This window comes from Streptomyces sp. NPDC002564 (genome assembly GCF_042889645.1).
Classification (GTDB): domain Bacteria; phylum Actinomycetota; class Actinomycetes; order Streptomycetales; family Streptomycetaceae; genus Streptomyces.
In genome coordinates this window covers 261,625-288,618 of record NZ_JBIARE010000006.1, presented here as the reverse complement: position 1 = coordinate 288,618, position 26,994 = coordinate 261,625, and the positions used below count along the sequence as shown (strand labels likewise).

Here is a 26,994-nt window from a genome sequence, read left to right as displayed (position 1 = left end):
GATTCGCGACCTTGGCAAGAGCCGGATCCTACGGTTCCGTGGACGACCAGGGGCAAGACGACCAGGGGCAAAAGGACACCCCCACCCCGGAATCCGCCCCCCACGCCGCCCCCGGCGCCAGGCTTTGCGTGCAGCACCATTCCTGACACAGCGTCAGTTCAGTAATCTGACTATGCGTCAGTTAAGTGCTGTCACACAGGAGCGGGCGGACCGATGCTTGGATCGACTCACGGCACCTTCACCACCGACCCCCGCCGCGCCCATGTTGTGGCCTGCGGCGAACTCCCTCCCAACGCCGTCCACGGCAGGGCCGCCACGGCGGACGACCTGGACGTCAGCGGCCGGCCGCTGTACGCGGGCGTACCCGACCTCGACCGCTTCTTCCGCCCCGGATCCGTCGCCGTCGTCGGCGCGTCGGACGCCGAGGGCCGCCCCAACACCGGCATCACCCGGCAACTCATCGGCTGGGCCGAGCGGGTCGGCGCCCGCCTGCACCCCGTGCACCCCACCCGTCAGTCGGTCTTCGGCATCCCGTGCGTCCCTTCCGTCGCGGACCTGCCCGAACAGGTCGACCTGGCCGTGCTGCTGGTCGCCGACCCGCTGCCCGTCATCGAGCAGCTCGCCGAGGAGAAGGTGCGGTTCGCCGTCGCCTTCGCCTCCGGGTTCGCCGAGACGGGCGAGGCGGGCGCGGCCGCCCAGGAACGGCTCGCCGAGACCGTGCGCCGCTCGGGCCTGCGGCTGCTCGGACCGAACACCAACCTCAACGCCTTCGAGAAGTTCCGCGACGACCTCCAAGGGCCCGCCATCGCGCTGATCACCCAGTCGGGGCACCAGGGCAGGCCCGTCTTCACCCTGCAGGAGCTCGGCGTGCGCCTCTCCCACTGGGCGCCCACCGGCAACGAGGCGGACCTGGAGACCTCCGACTTCATCTCCTACTTCGCCGAGCGCCCCGAGGTCGGCGCCATCGCCTGCTACGTCGAGGGGCTCAAGGACGGCCGCGCCTTCCTGCTCGCCGCCGACCGGGCGGCCCGGCGCGGGGTGCCCGTCGTCGCCGTGAAGGTCGGCCGCACCGAGACCGGCGCCCGCATGGCCGCCTCACACACCGGCAAACTCACCGGTGCCGACGCGGTGGTGGACGCGGCGATGCGGCAGTTCGGCGTGATCCGCGTCGACGGGCTCGACGAACTCCAGGACACCGCCGCGCTGCTGGCGCGGGCCCGCGCGCCGCAGGCGGACGGCGTCGTCGTCTATTCGATCTCGGGCGGCACGGGCGCGCACTTCTCGGACCTGGCGGCCGAGGCGGGGCTGAAGCTGCCCACGCTCTCCGACGCCAAGCAGGCGGAGCTGCACGAGTGGATACCCGGGTACCTGAACGTCGCCAACCCCGTCGACAACGGCGGGCACCCCGTCGGCGACTGGCGCGGACCCAAGATCATCGAAGCCATCCTCGACGACCCGCAGGTGGGGGTGCTGATCTGTCCGATCACCGGCCCCTTCCCGCCCATGAGCGACAAGCTCGCGCAGGACCTGGTGGACGCGGCGGAACGCACGGACAAGCTGGTGTGCGTGGTGTGGGGCTCGCCGGTCGGCACCGAGGACGCATACCGCAAGACGCTGCTCGGCTCCTCGCGCGTGGCCACCTTCCGCACCTTCGCCAACTGCATCACGGCGGTGCGCGCCCATCTCGACCACCACCGCTTCACGGCCGGCTACCGCTCCCCCTTCGACGAGGCGCCGCGCACCCCGTCCCCCTCCTTCCGCAAGGCACAGGCGCTGATGCGGCCGGGCCAGCAGCTCAGCGAGCACGCGGCGAAGCAGCTGCTGCGCGCGTACGGGATCAGGGTGCCGCGCGAGCAGTTGGTGACCAGCGCGGCGGCGGCCGTGCGGGCCGCCGGGCTTGTCGGCTACCCGGTCGTCATGAAGGCCTCGGGGCCGCAGCTCGCGCACAAGACCGAACTGGGCCTGGTGAAGGTCGGCCTGACCTCGGCGAGCCAGGTGCGGGACGCCTATCGGGAGCTCACGGACATCGCCCGCTACGAAGGGGTCGCGCTGGACGGCATCCTGGTCTGCCAGATGGTCGAGCGGGGCGTCGAGATGGTCGTCGGCGTCACCCACGACCAGCTCTTCGGGCCGACCGTGACGGTCGGGCTCGGCGGCGTGCTCGTCGAGGTCCTGCGGGACGCGGCCGTGCGGGTGCCGCCCTTCGGGGAGGACCAGGCGAAGGCGATGCTGACCGAACTGCGCGGGAGCGCCCTGCTGGACGGGGTCAGGGGGGCGCCGCCCGCGGACGTCGACGCGCTGGTCGAGGTCGTGCTGCGGGTGCAGCGGATGGCGCTCGAACTCGGGGACGAGCTGTCCGAGCTCGACATCAATCCGCTGATGGTGCTGCCGCGCGGGCAGGGCGCGGTCGCCCTGGACGCGTTCGCCGTCTGTCAGTAGGCCGGCCCCCGCCCGCCCCTGGGCGCGCCGCCCGGGCCGGTCCCGCCCCCGTCCGCACACCCGGACCGCACCACCCGCCCGAGCCCACACCCACACCCACACCCACACCCGCACCCGCGCCCTCACCCACCGGAGCCGCTCCCCCATGACGCCCTCCCCCGAGCCCCAACCCCACACCACTTCCGACACCGACACCGACACCGACACCGGTGATCCCGCTTCCGACACCGGGAACCGACCCGCCGCCCCCCTCGATTCATTGATACTCCACACCACTGACAACAACGTCTCGTGGATCACGCTCAACCGGCCCGAGGCGATGAACGCCGTCACCTGGGACCAGCGGGAGCGCGTGATCGCCCTGCTCGGCGAGGCCTCCGCCGACCCCGGTGTCCGTGCCGTCGTGATCACCGCGACCGGCAAGGGCTTCTGCGCGGGCGCCGACCTGCGCGGGGCGCCCGCGACGGGCGAGCGCGTGCCCGGCGACGTCGCCCGCACCATCCGGCAGGGCGCGCAGCGACTCGTCGCCGCGGTCCTCGACTGCGAGAAGCCGGTGATCGCCGCCGTGAACGGCACGGCGGCGGGCATCGGCGCGCACCTGGCGTTCGCCTGCGATCTGGTGATCGCCGCCGAACCGGCGAAGTTCATCGAGGTGTTCGTCCGGCGCGGCCTCGTCCCCGACGGCGGCGGCGCCTATCTGCTGCCCCGGCTGATCGGGCCGCAGCGCGCCAAGGAGCTGATGTTCTTCGGCGACTCCGTCCCGGCCGCCGACGCCGAACGGATGGGGCTCGTCAACCGTGTCGTACCGGCCGACGAGCTGGAGAAGACGGCACGGGAGTGGGCCGAACGGCTCGCCGCCGGTCCGACACGGGCCCTCGCCCTGACCAAGCAACTGGTCAACGCATCCCTGGAGTCGGACCGCGCCACGGCCTTCGCCGCGGAGGCGGCGGCCCAGGAGATCAACATGACCACGGCGGACGCGAACGAGGGCGTGGCCAGTTTCGTGGAACGCCGCGCCCCGACGTACCGGGGCCGCTGACCCCCACCCCCACCCTGACCCCCACCCCCACCCTGGCCCCGCACCCGCACCCGCACCCGCACCCGCACCCAGCCCCAAGCCCCAAGCCCCAGCCCAACCGACACAGATCCGACCGGTCCACCCGCCAAGGCTCCCGTCTGGGCCACCCGGCCGAGGCCCAAGCCCACGCACCCCAGCACCCGTCCCTCGGCCCCCGGCCCCCGGCCCCCGACCCCCGGCACCGGACCCGCCCCCTCAGCCCGCCTTCCGCAGGATCTCCACCTCGGGGGCGTCCGGGTCCCCCTCGGACACGAAGAGTTCGAGGTCGTCCTCCGACCCCCCGATGACCCAGGCCCGATCCATCCCGCACGCCAGGTCACCGCCACCGTCACCACCACCCCCAAGACCGTCCCCGAGACCGTCCTCGGGGTCGTCCCCGCGGCTGCCGTTCCCGCTCCCGGCCCCGCTCCCTCCCAGCACCACCGCGGGCCGGTCGAGCACGGAGTCGACGCCGACCGTCCACGTGCCCGTCAGCGGAGACGCGCCCCCGGACAGCCCCCCGCCACCGAACCCGCGACCGGCACCGGCCCCACACCCCGCCAGCTCCGCACGCCCGCCCTCCAGCAGCCTCAGTTCGACGTCCCCGTCGCCGCGCCAGACCCCGGCGAGCCGGTCGGGGGACGGCCTCGGAGGCTCGTACTCCTTGAGGAGACCCGCCGCCGCGGCCAACGCGGCGAGGGCGACGACGGCCACGGACAGGCCGAGCGAGCCGAGACCGGAGAGGATCCAGACCTTGCGCAGGGGCCTGCCGAGACGCTCCTGGCGCCGGCGGCAGTACGCGACGCCGATCGCCGGGGCGAGGCCGCTCGCCGCGATCCACAGCGCGGATCCGGCGAACGGGGCGCCGAGCGCCGCGAAGAACCCGGCCCACGCGGCACCGACGACCGGCAGCCCGGCGAGCGACCACGCCCACTCCGGGCCGTGCCCGACGCGCGGGGCGGCCCACCGGCCCAGCCAGCAGGCCGGCAGCGTGAGCACGGCGGAGTGGATCAGGCCGAGGACCGGAAGCAGCACGGGGGCGAAGACGAGGGCGCAGGCCAGGCCGATGGCGGGGCCGCCCGCGGCGCCGTAGGTGTCGTCGTCGAGCGACAGGACGTAGGCGACGAGCCCGGCCACCGGCAGTTGTGCCGCGCAGACCGCCGAGGCGGCCCGCAGACTCACTTCGTCCCAGGTCAGCTGCGTATTCCCCCACTTCATGAGGCTGAAGATACGCCTGGGGCCGCAGCGTTCCGGCCACGCCCTTCACATCTGACGCCCCGTCAGCTTCAATGGGCGGTGTGATGGGACATGCAGGGATGGCGGCCACCGTCGTCCGATACCTCAGGTCGGTCGGGGCCAGCACCACCACGGACCCCGTCGAGGCTCTCCCGCGCCCTCAGCTGCGTGCGGTCGGCGAGGACGAGCGGGCCCCGCTCGACCGCGACGAATTCCGCCGCGTCCTGGGCAACTTCGCGACGGGCGTCACCGTGATCACGGCCCCGCCCACCGCCGACGCCCCCGACAGCGGCCCCGCGGGCTTCGCCTGCCAGTCCTTCGCGTCGCTGTCCCTGGACCCGCCGCTGGTGTCCTTCATGGTGGCGCGTACGTCGACGACCTGGCCGCGCATCGCGCGGGCGGGCGTGTTCTGCGTGAACGTCCTGGGCGCCGACCAGGGCGCGCTGTGCCGCGGCTTCGCGGTGAGCGGCGCCGACAAGTTCGCCGGGGTCGCCTTCGACGCGGCGCCGGTGTCCGGCTCGCCGCGGCTGACCGGGGCGCCCGCCTGGATCGACTGCACGATCCAGGCCGTGCACACGGGCGGCGACCACCTGATCGTGGTGGGCCGGGTGGAGGCGCTCGGCACCCCCGAGAGCGACGCGGGGAGCGACGTCGTGGACGCGGCGGCCCCCCTGCTCTTCCACCGCGGAAAGTTCGGCCGCTTCACTCTCTGACGCCCAACGACCCACACCCCACGCCCCACACCCCAAACGCCACGCCCCACGCCCCACGCACGGGCCCCTCAGGCCGGGACGGCCGCCGTGGGCGCGGGACCGCGACGCCGGATCACCAGCGCCATCAGCGCCGCCGCCGCGCACAGCGCCCCGGAGGCATACCAGATCACGTCGTACGAGCCGAAGGCGTCCCGGGCCACTCCGCCGAGGAACGCGACCACGGCAGCGCCCAGTTGGTGCGAGGCGAGGACCCAGCCGAAGACGATCGCGCTGTCGTCGCCGTACTGCTCGCGGCACAGGGCCAGGGTCGGCGGGACGGTGGCCACCCAGTCCAGGCCGTAGAAGACGATGAAGAAGATCATCGGCGGGTGGACGGTCGGTGCGAGCAGCATCGGCAGGAAGAGCAGGGAGACCCCGCGCAGCGCGTAGTAGACGGCGAGCAGGCGGCGCGCGTCGAAGCGGTCCGTGAGCCAGCCCGACGCGATGGTCCCGGCGACGTCGAAGATCCCGATGACGGCGAGCAGGGAGGCGGCTGCCTGGATCGGCATGTGGTGGTCGTGGGCGGCGGGCACGAAGTGGGTCTGGATGAGCCCGTTGGTCGAGGCCCCGCAGATGGCGAAGGTGCCCGCGAGGAGCCAGAAGGGGCCGGTGCGGGCGGCATTGAGGAGCACCGTGATCGCGCGCCGTGCCGCGCCCGTGACGGGCGGGGGCTTGGGCACGAACTCCGCGGCGCCGTACGGCTTCAGGCCGACGTCGGCGGGGTGGTCGCGCAGCAGCAGCCAGACGAAGGGGACGACCGCGAGGGCGGCGAGGGCGACGGTGACGGCGGCGGGCCGCCACTTGTACTCGTCGACGATCCAGGAGAGGAGCGGCAGGAAGATCAGCTGTCCCGAGGCGGAGGCGGCGGTGAGGATGCCGGTGACCAGGCCGCGCCGCTCGGTGAACCACCGGTTGGTGACGGTCGCGGCGAAGGCGAGGGCCATCGAGCCGGAGCCGAGGCCGACGAGCAGGCCCCAGCAGAGCAGGAGTTGCCAGGCGGAGTTCATCCACACGGTCAGGCCGGAGCCGAGCGCGATGACGACGAGGGCCACGGCGACGACCTTGCGGATGCCGAAGCGGTCCATGAGCGCGGCGGCGAACGGCGCGGTGAGCCCGTAGAGCGCGAGGTTGATGGAGACCGCGAGGCCGATGGTGCCGCGCGACCAGCCGAAGTCCTCGTGCAGCGGGTCGAAGAGCAGACCGGGCAGCGAGCGGAACGCGGCGGCGCCGATGATCGTCACGAAGGTGACGGCAGCGACGAACCACGCGCGGTGGATACGGGGAGTACGACGCTTACGACGCTTGGGCGCGCTCGGCGGGAGGCTCCGCGCGGGCGTCTCGGTTGTCTGGGTCACGTCATTCAGCATCCGGATCCGGTCCGATCCGAACGAGTGGCCCGAGGGACAGCATTCGCTAGGATCGGGCCATGGCGCTTCCCGAAGAGACCGCAGACTTCCCGGCGGACCGGACGCCGGCGGGCCCCGCGTCCGGGTCCGACCGGCCGCACCGGGTCGTCGTCCTCGCCCTGGACGGCGTGATCCCCTTCGAACTGGGCATCCCGCAGCGCATCTTCACCAGCGCCCGCACACCCCGGACGCGGCACCTCTACGAGGTCGTGACCTGCTCGATCCGCCCGCCGGGCCCGGTCCGCACGGACGCCGACTTCGCCATCCTCGTCGAACACGGACCCGAGGCGCTCGCGACGGCGGACACGGTCGTGGTCCCGGCGTCCTACGAGCTGGGGCCGGTGTACGAGGAGGGGCTCCTGACCGACGACCTGCGGGCGGCGCTCGCCCTGATCCGGCCGGGCACCCGGCTGGTCTCCATCTGCACCGGCGGGTACGTGCTGGCCGCCGCGGGCTTCCTCGACGGCCGCCCCGCGACCACGCACTGGTCGTCGTCCGACCACTTCCAGCGGCTCTTCCCCCGGGTCGAGGTGGACGCGGACGTGCTGTTCATCGACGACGGCGACGTCCTGACGTCGGCGGGCGTGGCCGCGGGCCTCGACCTGTGCCTGCATGTCGTACGCCGGGACCACGGCACCGCGGTGGCCAACGAGGTGGCCCGCCGGACGGTGGTGCCGCCGCACCGCGACGGGGGGCAGGCGCAGTACATCCACCGGCCGGTGCCGGAGCCGCAGGTGGCGACGACGCGCTCCGCGCGGGCCTGGGCGCTGGGCCGCCTCGACCGGCCGCTGCAGCTGCGGGACATGGCGGAGCAGGAGTCGATGTCGGTGCGCACGTTCACGCGGAGGTTCCGCGAGGAGGTGGGCATCAGCCCCGGGCAGTGGCTGACGCAGCAGCGCGTGGAACGGGCCAGGCACCTCCTGGAGTCGAGCGAACTCTCGGTGGACCAGGTGGCGCGGGACGCGGGGTTCGGCACGGCGCAGTCGATGCGGCAGCATCTCCAAGCGGCGCTCGGGGTCACCCCTACGGGGTATCGCCGCACGTTCCGCGACGTCTCCGCCTGAGCCCCCGCCGCCCGCAAACAGCCCCGCCGCTCCGCGGCGGATACCTCCCACCCACCCACCCGTTTACCCCGCGCCGTGAGGCGGGAGTAGGGGCGGGCTAGTCCCGCTGGGCCGGAGGGGGCCGGGTGAGCCCCACCCTCGTGCCGGGCGGGGGCGGGCGGGTGGGGAACTCCCCCCGCCTCTCCGGTCGAGGGGACTCACGGAACAAGCCCACCAGGCCGCACCCGCGACCGACGCCCCACCGGGCCGCACCCGCACGCGAGACGCGAGGGGACGTGGGGGTATGTGCGCACGGAGCACCGAGCACACAATGGCGCCTTTGTCCGTGCAGCGGGGCGCAGGGATAGCGAGTACGCACATACCCCCGCGGCCCCGCCCCACCCACCGAAGAGAAGGCGAACCCCGTACAAGGCCCAGGGGCCAGACACCGCCCAGGGGCCAGACACCTCAGAACGTCAGAACCCCCCGCGCCACCCGCCCCGCCCCCGCATCCTCCACCGCCTTCGCGAAGTCCTCCACCGGATACGTAGCCGTCACCAGCTCGTCAAGCAGCAGCAGCCCACTCCGGTACAGCTCCGCGTACAACGCGAAATCCCGCTGCGGCCGCGAACTCCCGTACCGGCACCCCAGGATCGACTTGTCCAGGAACATCGACGCCACCACGAACGACGCCTCCGCCGACGCCCCCGGCATCCCGAGCAGCACCGCCTGCCCATGCCGGTCCAGCAGATCGACCGCCTCCCGCACCAGCTCCACCCGCCCCACGCACTCGAAGGCGTGGTCCACCCCCTGCGGCAGCAGATCCCGCACCCCCTCCGTCGACCGAAGGAAGTGCGTCGCGCCGAAGCGCCGCGCCACCTCCTCCTTCGCCGGATTCGCGTCGACCGCCACGATCGTCGCGGCCCCCGCGATCCGCGCCCCCTGCAGCACGTTCAGCCCGATCCCACCCGTGCCGATCACGACCACCGAGTCGCCCCGGTCGACCTTCGCCCGGTTCAGCGCGGCCCCGACCCCCGTCACCACCGCGCACCCGATCAGCGCCGCCGACGTGAGCGGAATGTCGTCCGCGATCTTCACGGCCTGCACGGCCTTGACGATGGTGCGTTCCGCGAAGGCGGAGTTCGCGGCGAACTGGTACACCGGCTTGCCGCCCCGCGAGAACGGCTGGTCCGGCATCCCGATGGCCTTGCGGCACATGGTCGGCCGCCCCCGGTGACACTCGGCGCAGGCCCCGCAGTTGGCGATGGTGGAGAGCGCCACGTGGTCCCCGGGCGCGACGTGCGCGACCCCCGCGCCGACCGCCTCGACGATCCCGGCCCCCTCGTGCCCGAGGACCACCGGCGGCGGGAACGGGATGGTCCCGTCGATCACCGAGAGATCGCTGTGGCACAGCCCGGCCGCGGCCACGCCGACGAGCACCTCCCCGGGCCCCGGATCACGTATCTCCAGATCGTCGACGACCTCGACCCGCGTCCCGTCGAAGACAACGCCCCTCATCCCGCACCCCTCACCGAGGCCCTCTGGCCTCTCTCGGCAGACCGAGCACCCGCTCGGCGATGATGTTCCGCTGCACCTCGTCCGAGCCGCCGTAGACGGTGTCGGCACGGCTGAAGAGGAAGAGCCGCTGCAGGGAGTCGAGTTCGTACGGGGACTCGGCCCGCCAGTCCGCGGGCCCCACGGCGGCCGACGCACCCCGCACCGCCATGGCGAGCTCCCCGAGCCGCTGATGCCACTTCCCCCACAGCAACTTGGCGACACTGGGCGCCCCACTCCCGGCACCACCCGCGCCCGATAGGCCGGCCCCACCAGCCCCACCAGCCCCACCAGCCCCACCGGAACTCCCCAACGTCCGCAACGCGTTCCACCGCATCACCCGCAGCTCGGCCCACTGCCGCACGATCCGGTCGCGCACCACGGGGTCGGCCGCGGCCCCGCCGGCGAGGGCCTCCCGTACGACGTCCCCCAGTTCTTCGGCGAAGCCGATCTGCTGCACGAGCGTGGAGACGCCGCGCTCGAAGCCGAGGAGCCCCATGGCGACCCGCCAGCCGTTGCCGACGCCGCCGACGACATGCGCGGCACGCGCGCGTGCGCCGTCGAAGAAGACCTCGTTGAACTCACTGGTTCCGGTGAGCTGCCGGATGGGCCGGACCTCGATCCGCCCGGGCTGATCCATGGGAACCAACAGAAACGAAAGCCCCCGGTACCGGTCCCCACTACGCTCCCCGCCGCCACTCGCACCCCTGCCCGCGCCTCCGCCCTCACCCCCGGCGGAACCGCCCCCCTCTTCCCCCGTCCGCGCCAGCACGAAGCACCAGTCGGCCTCGTGCGCCAGCGAGGTCCAGATCTTCTGCCCGGTGACGCGGTAGTCCGTCCCGTCCCGCACGGCCCGCGTCCGCACCCCCGCCAGGTCCGACCCGGCCCCGGGCTCGCTGTACCCCTGGCACCACAGCGTCTCGCCGCGGGCGATCGACGGCAGGAACTCGTCGCGCTGCTCCTGGCTCCCGTACGCCAGCAGGGTCGGCGCGAGGAGGTTCTCGCCGATGTGCCCGTACCGCCCGGGCGCCCTGGCCCGCGCGTACTCCTCGGCCCACACGACCTGCTGCGTCAGGCTGGCGCACCGATTCCCGTACCCCCCACGCGAGCCACCCCCACCCTCAACACCACTGCCAGCGCCTCCACCACCACCAACGCCTCCACCACCACCAACGCCACCACCAACGCCAACGCCTCCACCAACGCCTCCACCACCACCAACGCCTCCACCACGACCGCCACCGCCCCCACTCCCCCACCCCAGCCCGATCCACCCACCGCGCCCCAACTCCCGCTCCCAGGCACGCCGTTCCACCGCCCCCTCATGCTCGCTCCCGGGCCCTCCCCGCCCCACCGCCGAGGCGAACCCACCCGTCAGATGCTCCGCGAGCCACGCCCGCGCCTCGGCGCGGAACTCCTCGTCCTCGGGGCCGAAACCGAACTCCACCGTCCCGCCCCCGCCTACGCGTTCGGCCGTTCCTTGCCGGCCGCGGCCCTCGCCATCGCCTCCAGCTGCGCCAGCAACGGCATCGGATCGGTGCCCACCGTGCCCGGCAGGAAGTCCGCGATCTTCTCGGGGGTCCAGGCGCCGTCCGCGTATCCCGCGCGCAGCTCACGCGGCTGCGCCCACACGGCGATCTTGGGGCCGGCGATCGTGTAGACCTGCCCGGTGATCCGCTCGTCGCGGGCGCGGTCGCTCAGCAGGTAGACGACGAGCGCGGCGACGTCCTCGGGCTCGCCGATCTCCTTCAGCTCCATCGGCACGTTCGCCGACATCCGCGTGCGCGCGACGGGCGCCACCGCGTTGGCGGTCACCCCGTACTTGTGCAGGCCCAGCGCGGCGCTCCGCACCAGCGAGATGATCCCGCCCTTGGCCGCGCTGTAGTTGGCCTGCGCGACGGACCCCTGGTGGTTGCCGCTGGTGAAGCCGATGAGGGTGCCCGCACCCTGCTTGCGCATGACCGCGGACGCGGCCCGGAAGACGGTGAACGTGCCCTTCAGGTGGGTGGCGACGACCGGGTCCCACTCCTCCTCGGACATGTTGAACAGCATCCGCTCGCGCAGGATCCCGGCGACGCAGACCACCCCGTCGATCCGCCCGTACTCGGCGAGCGCCACGTCGACGATGCGCTGCCCGCCCGCCATGGTGGAGATGTCGTCGGCGACCGCGACGGCCTCGCCGCCCGCGGCCCGGATCTCCTTGACCACGGCGTCGGCTATCTCGCTGGTCGGCTCGGCGCCCTCCATGGAGACGCCGTAGTCGTTGACGACGACCTTCGCCCCCTGGGCGGCGGCGGCCAGCGCGACCGCCCGGCCGATGCCGCGCCCGGCGCCGGTCACGGCCACCACCTTGCCTGCCAAGAAGTTCCCCACGTCCGGCCCCTTCCCGCGGTTTCTGACGGACCGTTAGATTCTATGACCCGTCAGATACCGGAAGACAAGCCCCGCGGAGGACTCATGTCAGACTCGAACACGGCCGCCGGGCCGCCCCCCTCCGCCCTGCCCGCCGAGTTCCACGACATCGCCAAACGCGTGAACAACTGGGGGCGTTGGGGCTCGGAGGACGAGCGGGGCACGCTCAACCTCGTGACCGACGAGGTCGTCCGCGCGGCCGCCGCCGAGGTGCGCACCGGGCACCGCGTCCCGCTCGCGCTGCCGCTCAAGGAGGACGGCGTCCAGACGGGGCTGATCCCCGGCCGGATCAATCCGCTGCACACCATGGTGCAGATCAACCAGGAGCTCTTCGGCCCCGGCACGGTCGCGACCAGCGACGACGCGGTGACGATGGGGCTGCAGACGGCCACGCACTGGGACGCCCTGACGCATGTGTCGCACTCGGGGCGGATCTACAACGGCCGCCCCGCGGACTCCATCGCGGCACACACCGGCGCGCGGTTCAGCGGCATCGACAAGGCGCTGCACGTCGTCTCCCGCGGGGTCCTGCTGGACGTGGCGCGCGCGAAGGGCGTGGACCGGCTGCCCGGTGACCACGCGGTGACCCCCGAAGACCTGGACGAGGCGGCGGAGTTCGGGAGGGTGACGGTCCGCGCGGGCGACATCGTGCTCGTGCGCACGGGCCAGGTGCGGGTGTACCTCGCGGGCGACAAGCACGCGTACGGCTATCCGTCGCCGGGCCTCTCGGTGCGCACGCCCGAGTGGTTCCACGCACGGGACGTGGCGGCGGTCGCGAACGACACCCTGACCTTCGAGATCTTCCCGCCGGAGATCGAGAACCTGTGGCTGCCGGTGCACGCGCTGCACCTGGTCGAGATGGGGATGCTGCAGGGCCAGAACTGGGATCTGGAAAAGTTGTCCACAGCCTGTGCAGAACGTGCGCGCCATTCCTTCCTGCTGTCCGCGATGCCCGAGCCGTTCATCGGCGGCACGGGCACGCCGGTCGCCCCGGTGGCCCTGCTGTAGTGGCGCGGCACTCCGGACGGCGGCGCGTCGGCTTCCGCCCCGAGCGCGCCGCCGCGCACGCCGCCGTCCGGCTCCGGCGCCCGTCCCGTGAGGCCGCGAAGGACGCCGAACTCGCGACCCACACCTCGTCAAGGACCTCCGTCACCGAGCACCCTCGACGTCCCCTCGCGGCGAATCGCTGCACACAAGCGTGATCAATCGGACACGGTACGTCAACACCGCACCGGGGATTGGCGAACTATGCCCGTTTCGCGCGGCCCGCGCACAGGCGCGCGCACAGGGGCACGCGACGGCGCATACGGGCTCGGACCGCAGCGTACGCGGCGGGTTCAGACAGCCTCGTACGCGAAGTCCATGTCGCCGTAGGCCGTGCCGTTCCAGCTCGCACGGTCGTACGCCGCGCCGTCGCAGGCCGTCATGCCGCGGGGCGTCACGTCGGCGAGCTTCCCGTCGGGGACGACGCCGCAGGTCGCGCTCTGCGGGGCGCTGCCGCACGCCCCGCTGCCGTAGGCCACCCGGTCGTACGCCTGGCGGTCGTACGCGGAGTCGCAGGCCCCCCGGTCGTAGGCCGCCCCGTCGTGGGTCGTGCCCTCGAACGCGACCGGCGCGACGCCGGACTCGCACCGGTCGACCTCGCACCAGATGCTCTTGCCCGCGCCCTCGGGCTGCCAGCCCCACCGGTCGGCGAGGCCGTCGACCAGTTCGAGGCCGCGCCCGTTGGTGTCGTCGCCGTCGGCGTGCCGCTGGGCCGGCGGGCGGGCGCTGCTGTCGGCCACCTCGACCCGGACCGTACCGGGCGCGTCGGCGGGGACGCCGGGGAGCAGCATGCGCAGCACGGCCGGACAGCCGGTGTGCACAACGGCGTTGGTGACCAGTTCCGAGATCAGCAGGATCAGCGTCTCGGCAACCGGCTCGTCGGCCTCTATCCCCGAGCCCGCGAGCCGTGAACGGGCCCACCGCCTGGCCCGGCCCACCTCTGCGGGGTCGGCCCCGACCTCCAGCTGAACTTGAAGCACCTGCACCGCTCACACCATCCGAACCGGCGGACACATCGCCTCGCGACTCCACAGGGTCACGGAACGTGATCCCCTTAGGAGACAGCATGATTGACGTTCAGTCACCCCAACAAGCGCTTCGGGCATATTCCAGCGCGAAGGAGTACGCGTGCTGCATACTGTGCGACGCGCACCGCAGGGGGTCGAACAGGCGGCGACTTCGCCCCGCCCTGTGCTGCGAGCGGCACGCATCGCCGGGCCCGGCGCCGCCACTCGGGCAGCACCGGCATGGCTCGGACTCTGAACCACTCGCATCCCACACAAGGTACCCGAGCCGGACACCGACTCCGTGCCGTGACGAGTCACGCGGAGGACACAACCCGATATCGACGCTCCGTAGTCTCACGACTCACAGGCGTCTCCTCACGAAACACCGTGACAATTCACCTGATATCGGACAGACCAATTTTCACGGACCGTGGCCGGGGGATCGCCGGACGGTGGCCGGCGCCGCGCGTCGGCGGCCCTCAGAGCGCCGCGGCGAGGTCCTCCTCCGCGTCCCGCGCCGACTGCCCGAGCTCGGCGCGCACCCAGGCCCTCTTGAGGTGCAGATGGACGTCGGCCTCCCAGGTGAACCCCATGCCGCCGTGCACCTGGAGGCAGTCCCGGGCGTTGCGCACCGCCGCGTCGTCGGCGAGCAGCTTGGCGGCGCGGGCCTCCAGCGGGTCGCCGGTGACCGCGGCGGCGTAGACGGCGGCGCGGGCGAGTTCGGCGCGTACGAACATCTGCGCGCAGAGGTGCTTCACGGCCTGGAAGGCACCGATCGGTTGACCGAACTGTTCGCGCTCGCGCGCGTATTGGACGGCGGTCCCGCAGGTGCGGGCGGCGCTGCCGAGCTGTTCCGCGGCGTAGAGGAGGGCGCCCCGGTCGAGGTGTCCGGCGTCGGGGACCCGGTGCAGCGGGGTCAGCGGGTCGACGGACCGCAGCGGCACGGCGCCGCTCACGTCGCCCCGGACCACGTCGGCCTCCGCCAGCCACGGCACCAGCGGGCCGTCGACGGCGGTCACCACGACGTCGCCCCCGGCGGCGCCCGGCACGACCCCGGCGGCCAGGAAGGACGCCACGGCGGGTCCCGGCAGCAGGGCGCGCCCCGCCTCCTCGAAGACCAACACGGCCTCGGGCAGGCCCAGTCCGACACCGCCGTCCGCCTCGGACAGGGCGAGCGAGAAGAAGCCCGCGTCGCCCAGCTCGCGCCAGAGCGCCCGGTCGAGGCGCTCCGTGGCGTCCCGCAGGGAGAACCGCCCCGTGAGGAGCCGGCGCATCCCGTCCCGCAAGGCGCGCTGGTCCTTCGTGAGTTGGAAGTCCATGCGGACCCTCACCGCCCCTTCGGAAGGCCGAGTATCCGCTCGGCCACGATGTTCTGCTGGATCTGCGAGGTCCCCGCGGCGATCGTGTACGAGAGCGACGAGAGGCGGTCGAGCGTCCAGGCGTGGGACAGGTCCAGGGCGCCGGGGCCGAGGACCTCGGCGGCCGCGTCGTACAGCTCTTGGCGGGCGTGGGAGTAGCGCAGCTTGAAGACCGAGCCGCCGACGCCGGGCACCCCGCCCGTGGCCTGCGCCTCGCTCACGTTCCACTGCGTGAGCCGCCACAGCGCCGAGAACTCCGCGCTCAGCCGCCCGAGCCTGCGCCGCAGCGCCGGGTCGTCCCAGCGGCCGTTGCCGCGGGCCTCGCGGGCCAGCTCGGCAAGGACGCGGCGGCAGGCCACCACCTCCCCGACGAAGGCGGTGCCGCGCTCGTAGGAGAGGGTCACCATCGTCACGCGCCAGCCGTCGTTCTCCTCGCCGACGCGGTGGGACACGGGCACCCGCACCTCGTCGAGGAACATCTCCGCGAACTCCGTGGACCCGGCGAGGGTGCGCAGCGGGCGGACCGTGATGCCGGGGGCGTCCATCGGCATCGCGAGCCAGGTGATGCCGCGGTGCTTGGGGACGCTCGCGCTGACCGGCGTCGTGCGGACCAGGAGCTCGCACCAGTCGGCGACCTCGGCGTGCGAGGTCCAGATCTTGGAGCCGCTGACCACGTAGTGGTCGCCGTCGCGCCACGCGCGCGTGCGCAGCGACGCGAGGTCGGACCCGGCGTCGGGCTCGCTGAACCCCTGGCACCAGATCTCGTCGCCGCGCAGCACGGGCGGCAGCCACCGGGCGCGCTGCTCGGGGGTGCCTTCGGAGGCGATGGTCGGACCGGCGTGCAGCAGGCCCACGAAGTTGGCGCCGACGTAGGGGGCGCCCGCCTTCTCGGTCTCCTCCAGGAAGATGAGGCGCTGGGTCGGGGAGGCGTCCCAGTGGACCTCTCCGTAGCCCGCGTCGTACAGCATGCGCTGCCAGGCGGTGTCGTAGGCGCGGCGGCCCGGCCAGTCCTGGGGCGAGGGCTTGGCGGGCAGCCCCGGCAGCGCGGTGGCGAGCCAGTCGCGCAGCCCGGCCCGGAAGGCCTCCTCCTCGTCGGTGTACGTGAGGTCCATGCGGCTCCTACGGGTCCGGGTCGGTCGGGGTGCCGTGCACGGCCGCCGTGATCTGACGGATCGTCAGAGGCAGGCTAGCCCCGCACCCCTGGACCGACAAGGCGCCGGGCCTTACGCTCTCGGCGTGATCTGACTGTCCGTCAGCTCCGGCCGTGCGACCGGGAGGGGACCACATGAGGACCGCTCGGAACGAGACCGCGTACCAACTGGGTGAGTCCCGCACGCTCTGGGAGCTGATCGCGCGCCGCGCCGACCTCACCCCCGACCGGCCCGTGCTCATCCAGGCCGCGGCCGACGCCCCCGACGACCGCCTGCTCACCTTCGGCGGGCTGCGGCACCGCGCCGAGCGCGTCGCCGCCGGCCTCCACGACCTGGGCGTGCGCCCCGGCACGGTCGTCGCCTGGCAGCTGCCCACCCGCATCGAGACGGCGCTGCTCTCCTTCGCGCTCGCCCGCATCGGCGCCGTCCAGTCGCCGATCATCCCCTTCCACCGCGACCGCGAAGTCGGCTTCGCGCTGCGGGAGTCGAAGGCCGAGTTCTTCGCCGTCCCCGGCGTCTGGCGCGGCTTCGACCACGCCGAGATGGCGGACCGGCTGGGCGCGGGCGGCGACTTCACCGTCTTCGACGCGTACGGCACGCTGCCCGACGGCGACCCGGCCGTACTGCCCCCGCCGCCCGCCGAGGGGACCTCGGTGCGCTGGATCTACTGGACGTCGGGCACCACCTCCGACCCCAAGGGCGTGCTGCACACCGACCGTTCGCTGATCGCGGGCGGCTCGTGCCTGGCGCACGCCCTGCAGCTCAAGGCGTCCGACATCGGCTCGATGGCGTTCCCCTTCGCGCACATCGCCGGGCCCGACTACACCGTGATGCTGCTGCTCTACGGCTTCCCCGCGGTCATGTTCGAGCACTTCGCGCTGCCCGCCGCACTCGACGGCTACCGGCGGCACGGCGTGACCGTGGCGGGCGGGTCCACGGCGTTCTACTCGATGTTCCTCACCGAACAGCGCCAGCTCCCCGAGGGACAGAAGGTCATCCCCACGCTGCGCCTGCTCGCGGGCGGCGGCGCGCCCAAGCCCCCGGAGGTCTACCACGCCGTGGTCCGCGAGATGGGCTGCCAGCTCACCCACGGATACGGCATGACCGAGGTGCCGATGATCACGATGGGCGCCCCCGACGACACCACGGAGAACCTCGCCACCACCGAGGGGCGGCCCCCCGAGGGCATGGAGATCCGGGTGACGGACGCGGACGGCAAGCAACTGCCGCCCGGCACGGACGGCGAGGTGCGGCTGCGCGGGGAGGCGGTCTGCCAGGGGTACGTGGACCCGGACCAGAGCGCGGCCGTCTTCGACGCCGACGGCTTCCTGATCACCGGTGACCTCGGCCACCTCAGGGAGAGCGGCCACCTGGTCCTCACCGGTCGGGCCAAGGACATCATCATCCGCAAGGGCGAGAACATCTCCGCCAAGGAGATCGAGGACCTGCTCCACCAGCACCCGGCCGTGGGCGAGGCGGCCGTCGTCGGCCTGCCCGACCCCGAGCGCGGCGAACGGGTCTGCGCGGTGGTCGAACAGCGCGCGGGCACCGGCGCGTTGACGCTCGAAGACCTCACCGCGTACCTGCGCGGGGAAGGCCTGTCCACCTACAAGCTGCCGGAGCAGCTGGAGCTGGTCGAGGCGCTTCCCCGCAACGAGACGCTCCGCAAGGTCCTCAAGTACAAGCTGCGGGAGCGCTTCTCCGACTGAGCCGGGGCTATTCGGGGACGGTGAAGTACTGCGCGAAGGCCTGCACGACGTCCTGCTCGGCGACCCGGCCGTCGCCGTCCGCGTCCAGGGCGGCGGCCGCCCCCGAGGCGATGTCCTCGGGCACGCCGAGCGCCGTGAGCGCGCGTCCGGCCTCGGCGGGGGTGACCGCCGCGTCCGCGTCGCCGTCGGCCACGTCGATCGCCGCGTGCAGGAACGGGCGGGCGATCTCGGCGAACCGCTCGGGGTTGTCGCGCAGCCGCTTCACCGCGCCGCCGACGAACTCGTCCCGGGTGATCCGCTGGTCCCCGTCGCGGTCCGCGATCCCGGCCATGCCCTGCCAGAACGCCTCGGCCCCGATGTAGAGGGCCTGCCCCTTCTCGGACCGCGCGGTGACCCCGAACTCCGTGCACAGCGCGGCGGCCGCCGTGCTGAAGTCCTCACGGGAGATGTAGCCGTTGCCGTCCTGGTCGAAGGTGGCGAACCGGGCCGCGATCCTACGCTCGTACTCGGCACTGTCCATGATTCTCGGGCCGCCTCACTTCCGCGGTTGACTGCTTGCTCGAGGGGCTGTTTCCCCGGCTGCGAGCGTACGTCCTGAACACGTACCCGCAGGCGGGAAAGCGACGCTTGTGGCAAGACCGCCGGAATTCCGGGACAAGGGTGTGCCACGGGTGTGATGTGCTGCACTGTGCGGGTGGAAGCGGTGGCGGCAAGTCTCATAGCGGTGCTGGGAACCCTGCTGGGCGCGGGGGTCACCCACTCCTTCCAGCGGCGCTCCATCGAGCGGACCGAACGCTTCACCCGGGCCGAGCGGCTGCGCCAGGAGCGCATCGACGCCTACTGCGCGTACGCGGGGGCGCTGGTCAACTACCGCCGCACCCTGGTCGACCGCTGGTTCGGCCGGACGGAGCCCGCACGGCGGGAGAGCGACGAGCTGCGCCTGCGCTCGTACGAGATGCGCTCGGAGGCCCAGGAGGCGCTGTTCCGCGTGCAGTTGCTGACCGGCGACGACGAACTGGTGCGGCTCGCCTGGGAGACGCTCGACGTGGTCGCCGAAGTGCACCAGACCGACGACCGCGGCGAACTCGCCGAGCGGCGGCGGGTCTCGCGCGAGGCCATCAACTCCTTCGTGGCGGCCGCCAAGCAGCACGTCGGCTGAGCGGCCGATTACACCGCATACACCGACTACACCGACTACGCCGACTACGCCGACAGCGGCGTCGCCTCGTCGTCCAGCGCCGCCGGCACGTCGGGGAAGACCTCGAAGAGCCTGCGCACCCCGAGGGCCGCGAGGACGCGGTTGACGTGCGAGCCGTCCTCGGCGCCCTGCGCGGGCAGGATCAGCCGCAGATGGCCCTGGAAGGAGCGGATGAGGCGGCGGGTGGCGATCAGCACGCCGACCCCGCTGGAGTCGCAGAAGAGGACGCCGGACAGATCGAGGACGATCCGGCGGCGGCCGTCGGCCACGGCGTCGTGCACCCCCTGGCGCAGCACGGGCGAAGTGAGGAGGTCCATCTCACCGGAGACGCACAGCACGGCCCAGCCGGACTCCTCGTCCACCGTCACCTTGAGCGTCACGCGCCACGCCTCTCGCTCGACCTGCCTGTCCCGTGGCCCCGGAGCAAATCCGGAAGCAGTCCTTACGTTTCGTTCAGCTGCGACTGCCCACCACGTCCCCCATGAAACACCAGCGGCCCACCGTCAATATCATCCGGCCTCCGCCGCCGCGCACGCTTTGCCGCAAACAGGAGTGCGTCGTCGGTGGTCCCGACTACATTCGTGGGAGGACCGGGAAGGCGAAGTACCGTTCGGGCAGGCAGATCAGGGCAAGCGCACGAGGGGGCCGCATGCCGAAGGAAGCGCCACGGCGCTGGGACCGCCGGATGCAGCAGCGGCTCGTGCACGGCGAGGCCGCCGCGCTCGGCGAGCTCTACGACCGCTTCGCCTCGCTGGTGCACGGCCTCGCCCACCGCGTCCTCGGCGACGAGAGCGCCGCCGACCGCGTCACCCGCGAGGTCTTCGGCCACGTCTGGGAGAACCCCGACGCCTACGACCCGCGGCAGGGCCCGCTGCGCTCCTGGCTCGCCGGCCTCACCCACCAGCAGGCCGTCCGCAGGCTCCGCGAGACCGAGACGGAGGCCTTGGAGCGCGGCGGCGAGGGCACCGAGGAGGACCTGGAGCGCAAGGTCCGGCGCGCCTCCGTGGCCGCCCGCGCGGACTACATCGTCACGGCGATGCCCACCCCGCTGCGGGCCGCGCTCGAACTCGCGTACTTCCAGCGGCGCGACTACCGCCAGACGGCCGCCGACCTCGGCGTCACCGAGGACGAGGCCCGGCGCAGGCTCCGCCTGGGCCTGCAGCTGCTGTCCACGGCCAACGACGCCGGCGGCGCCACCGGCACCGCGCCCGGTTCCGGGGCCGGGCTGTGAGCGGCGCCCAGCGCCCCGGGCCGCAGGAGGAGCCGGACGGCCCCGAGGGCACCGAGCGCCCGCAGGACCCGCGCGCGGACGGCGCGGAGGGCCAGGAGGCGGCGACCGCGCCCCGCATACCGCTGCCGCGCACCTCGCCGGAGGACACCGGCCGCCCCGTGCCGGACCCGCCGCCCGCCCCCGGTCCCCTCGTCCTGGAGCACCCCGTCCTCAAGTCCCTGCTCGGCGCCTGGGCCCTGTCCGCCTGCTCCGCCGAGGAGGCCACCGCCGTCGAGGAGCACCTGGGCGACTGCGGCCCCTGCGCCGAGGAGGCGCTGCGGCTGCGCGACGCGGTCGGCCTGCTGCACCCCGAGGAGAGCCTCGACCTCGACCCGGGCCTGCGCACCCGCGTCCTGGAGAGCTGCCTCGGCCGCCGCCCGCCGCGCATCCCGGTGCCCGAATGGGCCGTCCCCTACGACGCGGAGACCGCCCGCCTGGACGCGCTGCTGCAGGACATCGGCGACTCGGAGTGGCACGCGCCGGTGCGGCTGCGCTGGTTCGACGAGGACCGTCCGGTCAGCAAGAAGACGACCGTGGCCGGTGTCATCGCGCACCTCCTCGCGGTCGACGGCATGGTCGGGCTCGCCCTCGGCCTCGACGACCCGCTCGGCGCGGACGTCCGCGTCCCGCGCGACCCCGCGCGCCGCACCGAGGCGTTCTGGCGCGCCTCCTACTTCCCGCCCACCCGCGCCGTGCGCGGCCCCTGGCGCGACCAGACGCACGAGCTGGTGCGCACGGTGTCCTTCGCGGGCGGCGGCTCCGGCCGCCTCCCGGTGCCCTACGGCCCGCCCGCGGCCGACGGCGGCGCGGGGCCCGCTGCCGGTCCGGCGCCCGAGCTGCCGCTGCGGGACTCGATGGTGGACCGCGCCTTCGAGTGCTGGATCCACGCGGGCGACATCGCCGACGCCGTCGACTACCCCTACGAGCCGCCCTCGCCCCGGCACCTCCACCGCATGATCGACCTCGCCGCCCGGATGCTGCCCGGCACGCTCGCCGAGCGGCGCCGCTCGGGGCTCGCCACCCCGGCCCGGCGGCTCGTCGCCGCGGGCAGTCCGGGCCGCAGTCTGCGCCTGGAGATCGAGGGGCTCGGCGGCGGCGAGTGGCTCATCCCGCTCGACTCCCCGGCAGCGGCCGCCTCGCGCGAGCACGAGGTGGCGCACGTCGCGCTGGACGGCGTGGAGTTCTGCCGGCTCGCGGCGGGCCACGTCTCGCCCGAGGAGGCGGCCGCGGGACAGGACGGCGACCGCGAGGCGATCCGCGACGTGCTGTTCGCGGCGGCCTCGCTGAGCCGGATGTAGCCCGGGGTGCCGGAGACGGCCCCCGGGGCGTGGCGCGAGAGCGGCGTCGTCCGCCCGCCGGGCGGACGGGACGTTCGGAACACGCCCTGGGGGACGCCCCCTAGGCGAAGACGACCGTGCGGCGGCCGTTCAGCAGGATGCGGCGCTCCGCGTGCCACTTCACGGCGCGCGCCAGCGCCTGGCACTCCACGTCACGGCCGATCGCGACCAGCTGGTCGGGGGTGACGCCGTGGCCGACCCGCTCGACCTCCTGCTCGATGATCGGCCCCTCGTCGAGGTCGGCCGTCACGTAGTGCGCGGTGGCGCCGATCAGCTTCACGCCGCGGGCGTGCGCCTGGTGGTAGGGCTTGGCGCCCTTGAAGCTCGGCAGGAACGAGTGGTGGATGTTGATGATCCGCCCGCTGAGCTGCTTGCACAGGTCGTCGGAGAGCACCTGCATGTAGCGGGCGAGGACGACCAGCTCCACGTTCTCCGAGCGGACGATCTCCAGCAGCTCGGCCTCGGCCTGCGCCTTGTTCTCCCGGGTCACCGGAATGTGGTGGAAGGGGATGTCGTACGAGCCGACGAGCTCGGCGAAGTCCGTGTGGTTGGAGACGACTGCGGCGATGTCCACCGGCAGCGCGCCGATCCGCGAGCGGAACAGCAGGTCGTTCAGGCAGTGCCCGAACTTCGACACCAGCAGCACGACCCGCATCCGGTCCTCGGCGCGGTGGATCTGCCAGTCCATCTGGAAGGAGTCGCCGATCGCGGCGAAGCTCGCCCGCAGCTTGTCGACGGTCACCGGGGCCTCGGCCGAGAAGTGCACCCGCATGAAGAACAGCCCGGTGTCGTGGTCGCCGAACTGCTGGCTGTCCTCGATGTTGCAGCCGGTCATGAAGAGGTAGCTCGACACGGCGTGCACGATGCCCTGCTTGTCGGGGCAGGAAAGGGTGAGGACGTACTGCTCAGCGGGGGCGGCGGCGGCGGACTGCTCGTTCATGGAGCCAAGGTTCCCACACGCGGCGGCCGTCGCGTGCAGGCGTTCCGCGCGCCGGACTCAGGCGGACCGGGTCAGGATCCGCAGCACTTCCAGGGTCCTCGGCGGCACGTCGGGGTCCTCGCCGTCACCCGCCGCCAGGCGCACGTGCGCGTCGCGCGCCGCGTGCACCGCCTCCGGCCAGCCCGGGTGCTCCAGATAGACGGAGACCAGCGCGTCGGGCCCGACCTCGTGCATGATCCGCAGGACCCGCAGCACGGCCGTGTCGACGAGGGCCGCCTCCTGCGGGTCGCGGAAGATCGTGCCCACGTACTTCTCCGCGGACCAGTTGTCGAGCCAGGTGTCCTCGACGAGCCGGTAGACGGCGTCGGTCACGTCCCCGTACTCCTCGCGCCCGGCGAGCCAGCACTCCCGCTGGAAGTGCGGGTCGGAGAGCATGTGCAGCGCCGAGCGCACGTTGCTGCGCCAGCGCCACCACGGCATGTCGTTGGTCGGCATGCCGCCCATGGTGCTAGAGCGACGGCCGCGACGGGAAGACTTCTCCGAACCTTGCACGGTCATGGATCGTACGTTCCCACCCGTCGCCCCCGAACCGGACCCCGCCCGTTCACTTTCCTGTCACTGTCCGTTGAGCGGGCATCACTCCACGGTTGGCCGCCCCACGGAATCGTGCGGGGACATGACCGGCCGGCGACGCACCTTCCTCCCCCGCCCCTCCCGCAGCGCGGTGCTCTCCGCGGCCGCCGTGGCGGCGTGCACGTCCCTGATGTCCGGTTGCGGGGTCATCCCCGGGACCACGGGGGATTCCGGGGACGGCCCCATCACCGTGATGACCTGGGCCCCCGAGAAGACCGAGGCGACCAACAAGCCGGGCGTCCCCGCCATGGCGCAGGCCTACGCCCGCTGGGTCAACGCGCACGGCGGCCTGGACGGCCGCGAGCTGAAGGTCCTCACCTGCAACGACCACAACGACCCGGCGGGCGCCACGCAGTGCGCGCGCGAGGCCGTCGAGCAGGACGTGGCGGCGGTCGTCGGCGCCTACAGCCAGCACGGGCAGTCCTTCCTCGGCCCGCTGGAGGTCGCCGGCATCCCCTACATCGGCGGCTACGGCATCACCGACGACGAGTTCAGCAGCCCGCTGTCCTACCCGGTCAACGGCGGCGAACCGGCCCTGATGGCGGGCAACGGCCGCCAGCTCGCCGCCCGCTGCGAGCGCGTCTCCCTGGTGCGCCCCGACACGCTGGCCGGCGACGAACTGCCCAAGCTGCTCAACCAGGGCCTCGCCGACGGCCACCACCGGCCGGTCTCCGACATCCGGGCCGCCGAGGACGGCACCGACCTCACCCCGCAGGCCGAGCGGGCCCTGCGGGACGCGGGCGCGAAGGACGGCTGCGTGACGGCCGCGCTCGGCGCGCGCACCGACACCTTCTACGACGCGTTCCGGCGCACCCGCGCCGACTATCCGCCGGTCCGGATCTCCGCCGTGCTCGGCAGCATCGACCAGTCCCTGATCGACCGCACCGGCGGCGCGAGCGGCCCCTACGAAGGGGCGTACGTCACCGGCTGGTACCCGGCGACGAGCGACCCCCGGTGGGCGCCGATGCGCAAGGCCGTCCGCGAGCAGGCCTTCGGCGACAACCGGGTCGACCCGGCGGACGCGGGCGTGCAGACCACGTGGGTCGCGTACACCGTCCTGAAGCAGGTCGTGGAGTCGCTGGACGGCGGCGAGGTGTCGGCGCGCACGCTGCGCCGGGCCCTGGACGGCGGGGTGCGGGTCGAGACGGGCGGTCTGACGCCGCCGCTGAGCTGGCGCTTCGAGGACCTGCTCGCGGCCAGCGACTACCCGCGCCTGATCAACTCGGGCGTGACCTTCCAGGTGGTGCGGGACGGGCGGCTCGTCCCGGCCCGCAAGGGCTTCGTGGACGTGGAGAAGACGCTGGAGCAGACGGCGTAGCGGCCCGGTCCGCACGGCGGCGGCCCCGTCACCCGGTCGCGGGTGGCGGGGCCGTCGGCGTCACGGGCGTCAGAGCTGGGTCTTGTTGCGCTCGGTCAGGCCGTACTTGCGGGCGATCGCGTTCCACTGGTCGGCGGCCTGCCCCTTGGAGGTCGTCGCCAGGTTGCTCTGCCGGTTGCCCGCCACGGTCTGCGAGGTGGGACGGGCGTGGCCCTTGCGGCAGCCCTTCTTGCCGGCCACCTGGTCCGCCCACGCGGCGTAGTGGTTGTCGGCCGAGGCGGACGCCTTCCAGGCCTTGTTGAGGGCCGCCGTCAGGTGGTCGTTGGCCGGGAGCTTGTCGACCTTGAGGGCGGCGAGGCGGGTGACGAGGCCGCTGCGCTGCCGGGCCGCACCGCGCAGGTCCTTCGCGGACTCGCCGAGGTTCTGGCACTTGCCGACGTTGCGCACGGCGGCGATGACCGTGTCCCGGCTGTTGTTGCTGTCGGCGAGGAGCTTGTCGAGGGCGACGGCCTGCTCCTTGGCGGGGTCGGCGCTCGGCGAGGGCCGCTCGTCGGGTTCCGCGGAGGCCGAGACGGGCTTGCCGTCGTCCTTCTTCTCGTCGTCGCCGCCGGAGCTGAGCAGGGCGCCCGCGCCGATGCCGAGCACGGCGATGCCGACGCCGACCGCGGCGATCAGGGGGACCTTCGAGCCGGTGCCGCCGCGCCGCCCGCCGCCGCCCCGGCCGCCGCCGTGACCGCCGCCCGCGGGCTCGGGGACCGGCTCGGGGCCGGGAGCCTGGACGCGGGGCATCTGCTGGGTGGACGCGGGGCCCTCGGGGGCCGCCTCGGTACGGAAGAGGCTGTCGAACTCGGCGGGCGGCTGCCGGTCGCCGGGGGCACCGGGGCGTATGCCGTAGGGGGCGTTGGAGGGCTCCGGCGGGGCGCCGTGGCCCGCGGGGGCGCTGCCGCCGGGGACCGGGGCGATGAACTGCGTGGGGTCGCTGTCGGACGCGGCACCGGGCAGCGGGCCGGGTGCGGCGCCGTGCGCGGCCGTGCGGCCGAGGAACTGCGTGGCGTCGGAGGCGGGAGCCTCGGGCGGCAGGGCGCCGGGTCCCACCGGGGGTATGTACTGCGTCGCCCCCTCGTCGCCGCCCGCGGGCACGGGCGGTATGTACTGGGTGGCTCCCTCGTCGGGGCCCGCGGGCACCGGGGCGATGAACTGCGTGGCGTCGCCGTCGGAACCGCCGGGGGCGGCGACGGGCGGCAGCGGCATGCTGCGCGGTCCGGCGGCGGGCGGCAGCTGCTGCGCCTGCGCGGCGGGCGGCAGCGGCCGGGCGCCGTGACCCTGCTGTGGCGCGGCGGGCGCGCCGTGTCTGCGCCGGGACTGCTGCTGCGGCTGCTGCGGCTGCTCGGAGGCGGGCTGGTGCGGGAGCTGCGCCTGGGGCTGCGGTGCGGCGTGCGCGCCGTGCGTCTGGTGCTGCTGGTGCGGCGGCTGCGGCTGGTGGGCCGGCTGCGGCTGCTGCGGTGCCGCGTGGGCGCCGTGCGCCGGCTGCGCCCTGTGTGCGCCCTGGCCCGGCCGCGCGCCGTATCCGGCGTCGTCGCCGTATCCGGCGTCGTCCCGCCCCGGCGACCCGGCATGGGCGCCGTGCGCGCCGTACGCGCCCTGGTCCGGCTGCTGCCCGCCGTACCCCGGCTGCTGCGCGCCGTACCCCTGGCTGTCGTAGCCCTGGTTGTCGTACCCCTGGTCCCCGTAGCCCCGGCCGCCGTACTCCTGGCCGCCGTACCCCTGCGGGCCGCCGTACGAGGCGTCGGGGGCGCCCTGCGGGGCGTGGCCGCCGTACTGCTGCGGGGCGTACCCGGCGTCGGACGGCACGCCGGTGCCCTCCGCGGGCAGCGGCTGGGCGGGCGTCCGCGGGGGCGGTGCGCCCCACTCCTGGCCCTGGCCGGGCGGCGGTCCCGCCGCGTCGGGCCCCCAGGGCTCGCCCCACGGGCTGCCGCCCGCCGGGGCCGGGTGCCGGCCGGTGGTGCCGGGGAACAGCGGCTCGCCGCCGTCCGCGGGCAGCACGACACCCTCGTGGGCGGGCCGGGCCGCGGGCTGCGGATCGGAGGAAGCAGCGCCCTGACCGCTCTGCTGCGTCACCGGGACTCCTAC

At 73.6% G+C, this 26,994-nt stretch carries 23 protein-coding genes and 1 pseudogene; 10 read left to right on the top strand and 14 right to left on the bottom strand.

Annotated features, from left to right (window positions below; genetic code table 11):
* The first annotated feature begins 213 nt into the window (after positions 1-213).
* Together ACFYXE_RS22950 and ACFYXE_RS22945 are read left to right on the top strand one after the other, a co-directional pair.
* Entirely contained in the window at positions 214-2,439 is a 2,226-nt protein-coding gene (locus ACFYXE_RS22950; protein ID WP_389315081.1) for an acetate--CoA ligase family protein, read from the top strand.
* A gap of 145 nt (positions 2,440-2,584) precedes the next feature.
* The gene (locus ACFYXE_RS22945) at positions 2,585-3,478 is read left to right on the top strand and encodes an enoyl-CoA hydratase/isomerase family protein (RefSeq protein ID WP_389315079.1); all 894 of its coding nucleotides are present in this window, start codon (positions 2,585-2,587) and stop codon (positions 3,476-3,478) included.
* A 234-nt stretch (positions 3,479-3,712) separates the two neighbouring features.
* Here ACFYXE_RS22945 and ACFYXE_RS22940 read toward each other — a convergent pair whose 3' ends face one another.
* Positions 3,713-4,714, bottom strand: a complete 1,002-nt coding sequence (locus ACFYXE_RS22940) for a hypothetical protein (protein ID WP_389315077.1) — start codon at positions 4,712-4,714, stop codon at positions 3,713-3,715.
* Positions 4,715-4,785: 71 nt separating this feature from the next.
* On the opposite strand from ACFYXE_RS22940, the gene ACFYXE_RS22935 reads away from it, so the two are divergent.
* A complete protein-coding gene (locus ACFYXE_RS22935; RefSeq protein ID WP_389315075.1) occupies positions 4,786-5,445 on the top strand; it encodes a flavin reductase family protein in 660 nt (219 codons plus the stop codon).
* A gap of 68 nt (positions 5,446-5,513) precedes the next feature.
* Here ACFYXE_RS22935 and ACFYXE_RS22930 read toward each other — a convergent pair whose 3' ends face one another.
* Positions 5,514-6,839, bottom strand: a complete 1,326-nt coding sequence (locus tag ACFYXE_RS22930) for an MFS transporter (protein WP_389315073.1) — start codon at positions 6,837-6,839, stop codon at positions 5,514-5,516.
* Between the two features lie 71 nt (positions 6,840-6,910).
* Here ACFYXE_RS22930 and ACFYXE_RS22925 point away from each other — a divergent pair, with 71 nt between their 5' ends.
* A complete protein-coding gene (locus tag ACFYXE_RS22925) occupies positions 6,911-7,954 on the top strand; it encodes a GlxA family transcriptional regulator (RefSeq protein ID WP_389315071.1) in 1,044 nt (347 codons plus the stop codon).
* A gap of 447 nt (positions 7,955-8,401) precedes the next feature.
* Here the strand turns inward: ACFYXE_RS22925 and ACFYXE_RS22920 are convergent, their stop codons facing one another.
* From ACFYXE_RS22920 to ACFYXE_RS22905, 4 genes are all read right to left on the bottom strand, one after another.
* Complete coding sequence (locus ACFYXE_RS22920; protein ID WP_389315069.1) at positions 8,402-9,451, bottom strand: Zn-dependent alcohol dehydrogenase; 1,050 nt, start codon at positions 9,449-9,451, stop codon at positions 8,402-8,404.
* A gap of 10 nt (positions 9,452-9,461) precedes the next feature.
* Positions 9,462-10,547, bottom strand: coding sequence for an acyl-CoA dehydrogenase family protein (locus ACFYXE_RS22915; protein ID WP_389315067.1), 1,086 nt, complete (start codon positions 10,545-10,547; stop codon positions 9,462-9,464).
* A gap of 11 nt (positions 10,548-10,558) precedes the next feature.
* Entirely contained in the window at positions 10,559-10,729 is a 171-nt protein-coding gene (locus ACFYXE_RS22910; RefSeq protein WP_389315065.1) for a hypothetical protein, read from the bottom strand.
* A 219-nt stretch (positions 10,730-10,948) separates the two neighbouring features.
* Positions 10,949-11,860 (bottom strand): SDR family oxidoreductase, encoded by a 912-nt coding sequence (locus ACFYXE_RS22905; RefSeq protein WP_389315063.1) that lies wholly within the window; start codon positions 11,858-11,860, stop codon positions 10,949-10,951.
* A gap of 84 nt (positions 11,861-11,944) precedes the next feature.
* Here ACFYXE_RS22905 and ACFYXE_RS22900 point away from each other — a divergent pair, with 84 nt between their 5' ends.
* The gene (locus tag ACFYXE_RS22900) at positions 11,945-12,907 is read left to right on the top strand and encodes a cyclase family protein (protein WP_361172214.1); all 963 of its coding nucleotides are present in this window, start codon (positions 11,945-11,947) and stop codon (positions 12,905-12,907) included.
* A gap of 616 nt (positions 12,908-13,523) precedes the next feature.
* Here the strand turns inward: ACFYXE_RS22900 and ACFYXE_RS22895 are convergent.
* From ACFYXE_RS22895 to ACFYXE_RS22885, 3 genes and pseudogenes are all read right to left on the bottom strand, one after another.
* A pseudogene (locus ACFYXE_RS22895) lies at positions 13,524-13,929 on the bottom strand (ATP-binding protein); the annotation flags it as partial.
* Between the two features lie 500 nt (positions 13,930-14,429).
* Positions 14,430-15,269, bottom strand: a complete 840-nt coding sequence (locus ACFYXE_RS22890; protein WP_389315061.1) for an acyl-CoA dehydrogenase family protein — start codon at positions 15,267-15,269, stop codon at positions 14,430-14,432.
* An 8-nt stretch (positions 15,270-15,277) separates the two neighbouring features.
* Positions 15,278-16,420 carry an acyl-CoA dehydrogenase family protein gene (locus tag ACFYXE_RS22885; RefSeq protein WP_389315059.1) on the bottom strand — a complete coding sequence of 381 codons (1,143 nt, stop codon included), beginning with the start codon at positions 16,418-16,420 and terminating at the stop codon, positions 15,278-15,280.
* A 173-nt stretch (positions 16,421-16,593) separates the two neighbouring features.
* Here ACFYXE_RS22885 and ACFYXE_RS22880 point away from each other — a divergent pair, with 173 nt between their 5' ends.
* Positions 16,594-18,168, top strand: coding sequence for a class I adenylate-forming enzyme family protein (locus tag ACFYXE_RS22880; RefSeq protein WP_389315057.1), 1,575 nt, complete (start codon positions 16,594-16,596; stop codon positions 18,166-18,168).
* Positions 18,169-18,175: 7 nt separating this feature from the next.
* Here ACFYXE_RS22880 and ACFYXE_RS22875 read toward each other — a convergent pair whose 3' ends face one another.
* Positions 18,176-18,688, bottom strand: coding sequence for an EF-hand domain-containing protein (locus ACFYXE_RS22875; protein ID WP_361172202.1), 513 nt, complete (start codon positions 18,686-18,688; stop codon positions 18,176-18,178).
* A 183-nt stretch (positions 18,689-18,871) separates the two neighbouring features.
* On the opposite strand from ACFYXE_RS22875, the gene ACFYXE_RS22870 reads away from it, so the two are divergent.
* Positions 18,872-19,327, top strand: coding sequence for a hypothetical protein (locus ACFYXE_RS22870; protein ID WP_389315054.1), 456 nt, complete (start codon positions 18,872-18,874; stop codon positions 19,325-19,327).
* A 44-nt stretch (positions 19,328-19,371) separates the two neighbouring features.
* On the opposite strand, the gene ACFYXE_RS22865 is transcribed toward ACFYXE_RS22870, so the two are convergent.
* Complete coding sequence (locus tag ACFYXE_RS22865; protein WP_361172196.1) at positions 19,372-19,746, bottom strand: STAS domain-containing protein; 375 nt, start codon at positions 19,744-19,746, stop codon at positions 19,372-19,374.
* Positions 19,747-20,015: 269 nt separating this feature from the next.
* Here ACFYXE_RS22865 and ACFYXE_RS22860 point away from each other — a divergent pair, with 269 nt between their 5' ends.
* A complete protein-coding gene (locus ACFYXE_RS22860) occupies positions 20,016-20,597 on the top strand; it encodes a sigma-70 family RNA polymerase sigma factor (protein ID WP_389315052.1) in 582 nt (193 codons plus the stop codon).
* Positions 20,594-21,934, top strand: coding sequence for a zf-HC2 domain-containing protein (locus tag ACFYXE_RS22855; RefSeq protein WP_389315050.1), 1,341 nt, complete (start codon positions 20,594-20,596; stop codon positions 21,932-21,934). Before ACFYXE_RS22860 ends, ACFYXE_RS22855 begins: the two co-directional genes overlap by 4 nt.
* 100 nt (positions 21,935-22,034) lie before the next feature.
* Here ACFYXE_RS22855 and purU read toward each other — a convergent pair whose 3' ends face one another.
* Both purU and ACFYXE_RS22845 read right to left on the bottom strand, forming a co-directional pair.
* Positions 22,035-22,913, bottom strand: coding sequence for a formyltetrahydrofolate deformylase (gene purU / locus ACFYXE_RS22850; RefSeq protein ID WP_389315048.1), 879 nt, complete (start codon positions 22,911-22,913; stop codon positions 22,035-22,037).
* 57 nt (positions 22,914-22,970) lie between these two features.
* Positions 22,971-23,471 (bottom strand): hypothetical protein, encoded by a 501-nt coding sequence (locus ACFYXE_RS22845; RefSeq protein ID WP_361172184.1) that lies wholly within the window; start codon positions 23,469-23,471, stop codon positions 22,971-22,973.
* A gap of 118 nt (positions 23,472-23,589) precedes the next feature.
* Here ACFYXE_RS22845 and ACFYXE_RS22840 point away from each other — a divergent pair, with 118 nt between their 5' ends.
* The gene (locus ACFYXE_RS22840; RefSeq protein ID WP_361172181.1) at positions 23,590-24,864 is read left to right on the top strand and encodes an ABC transporter substrate-binding protein; all 1,275 of its coding nucleotides are present in this window, start codon (positions 23,590-23,592) and stop codon (positions 24,862-24,864) included.
* A gap of 69 nt (positions 24,865-24,933) precedes the next feature.
* Here the strand turns inward: ACFYXE_RS22840 and ACFYXE_RS22835 are convergent, their stop codons facing one another.
* Entirely contained in the window at positions 24,934-26,982 is a 2,049-nt protein-coding gene (locus ACFYXE_RS22835) for a hypothetical protein (RefSeq protein WP_389315045.1), read from the bottom strand.
* Positions 26,983-26,994 lie beyond the last annotated feature (12 nt).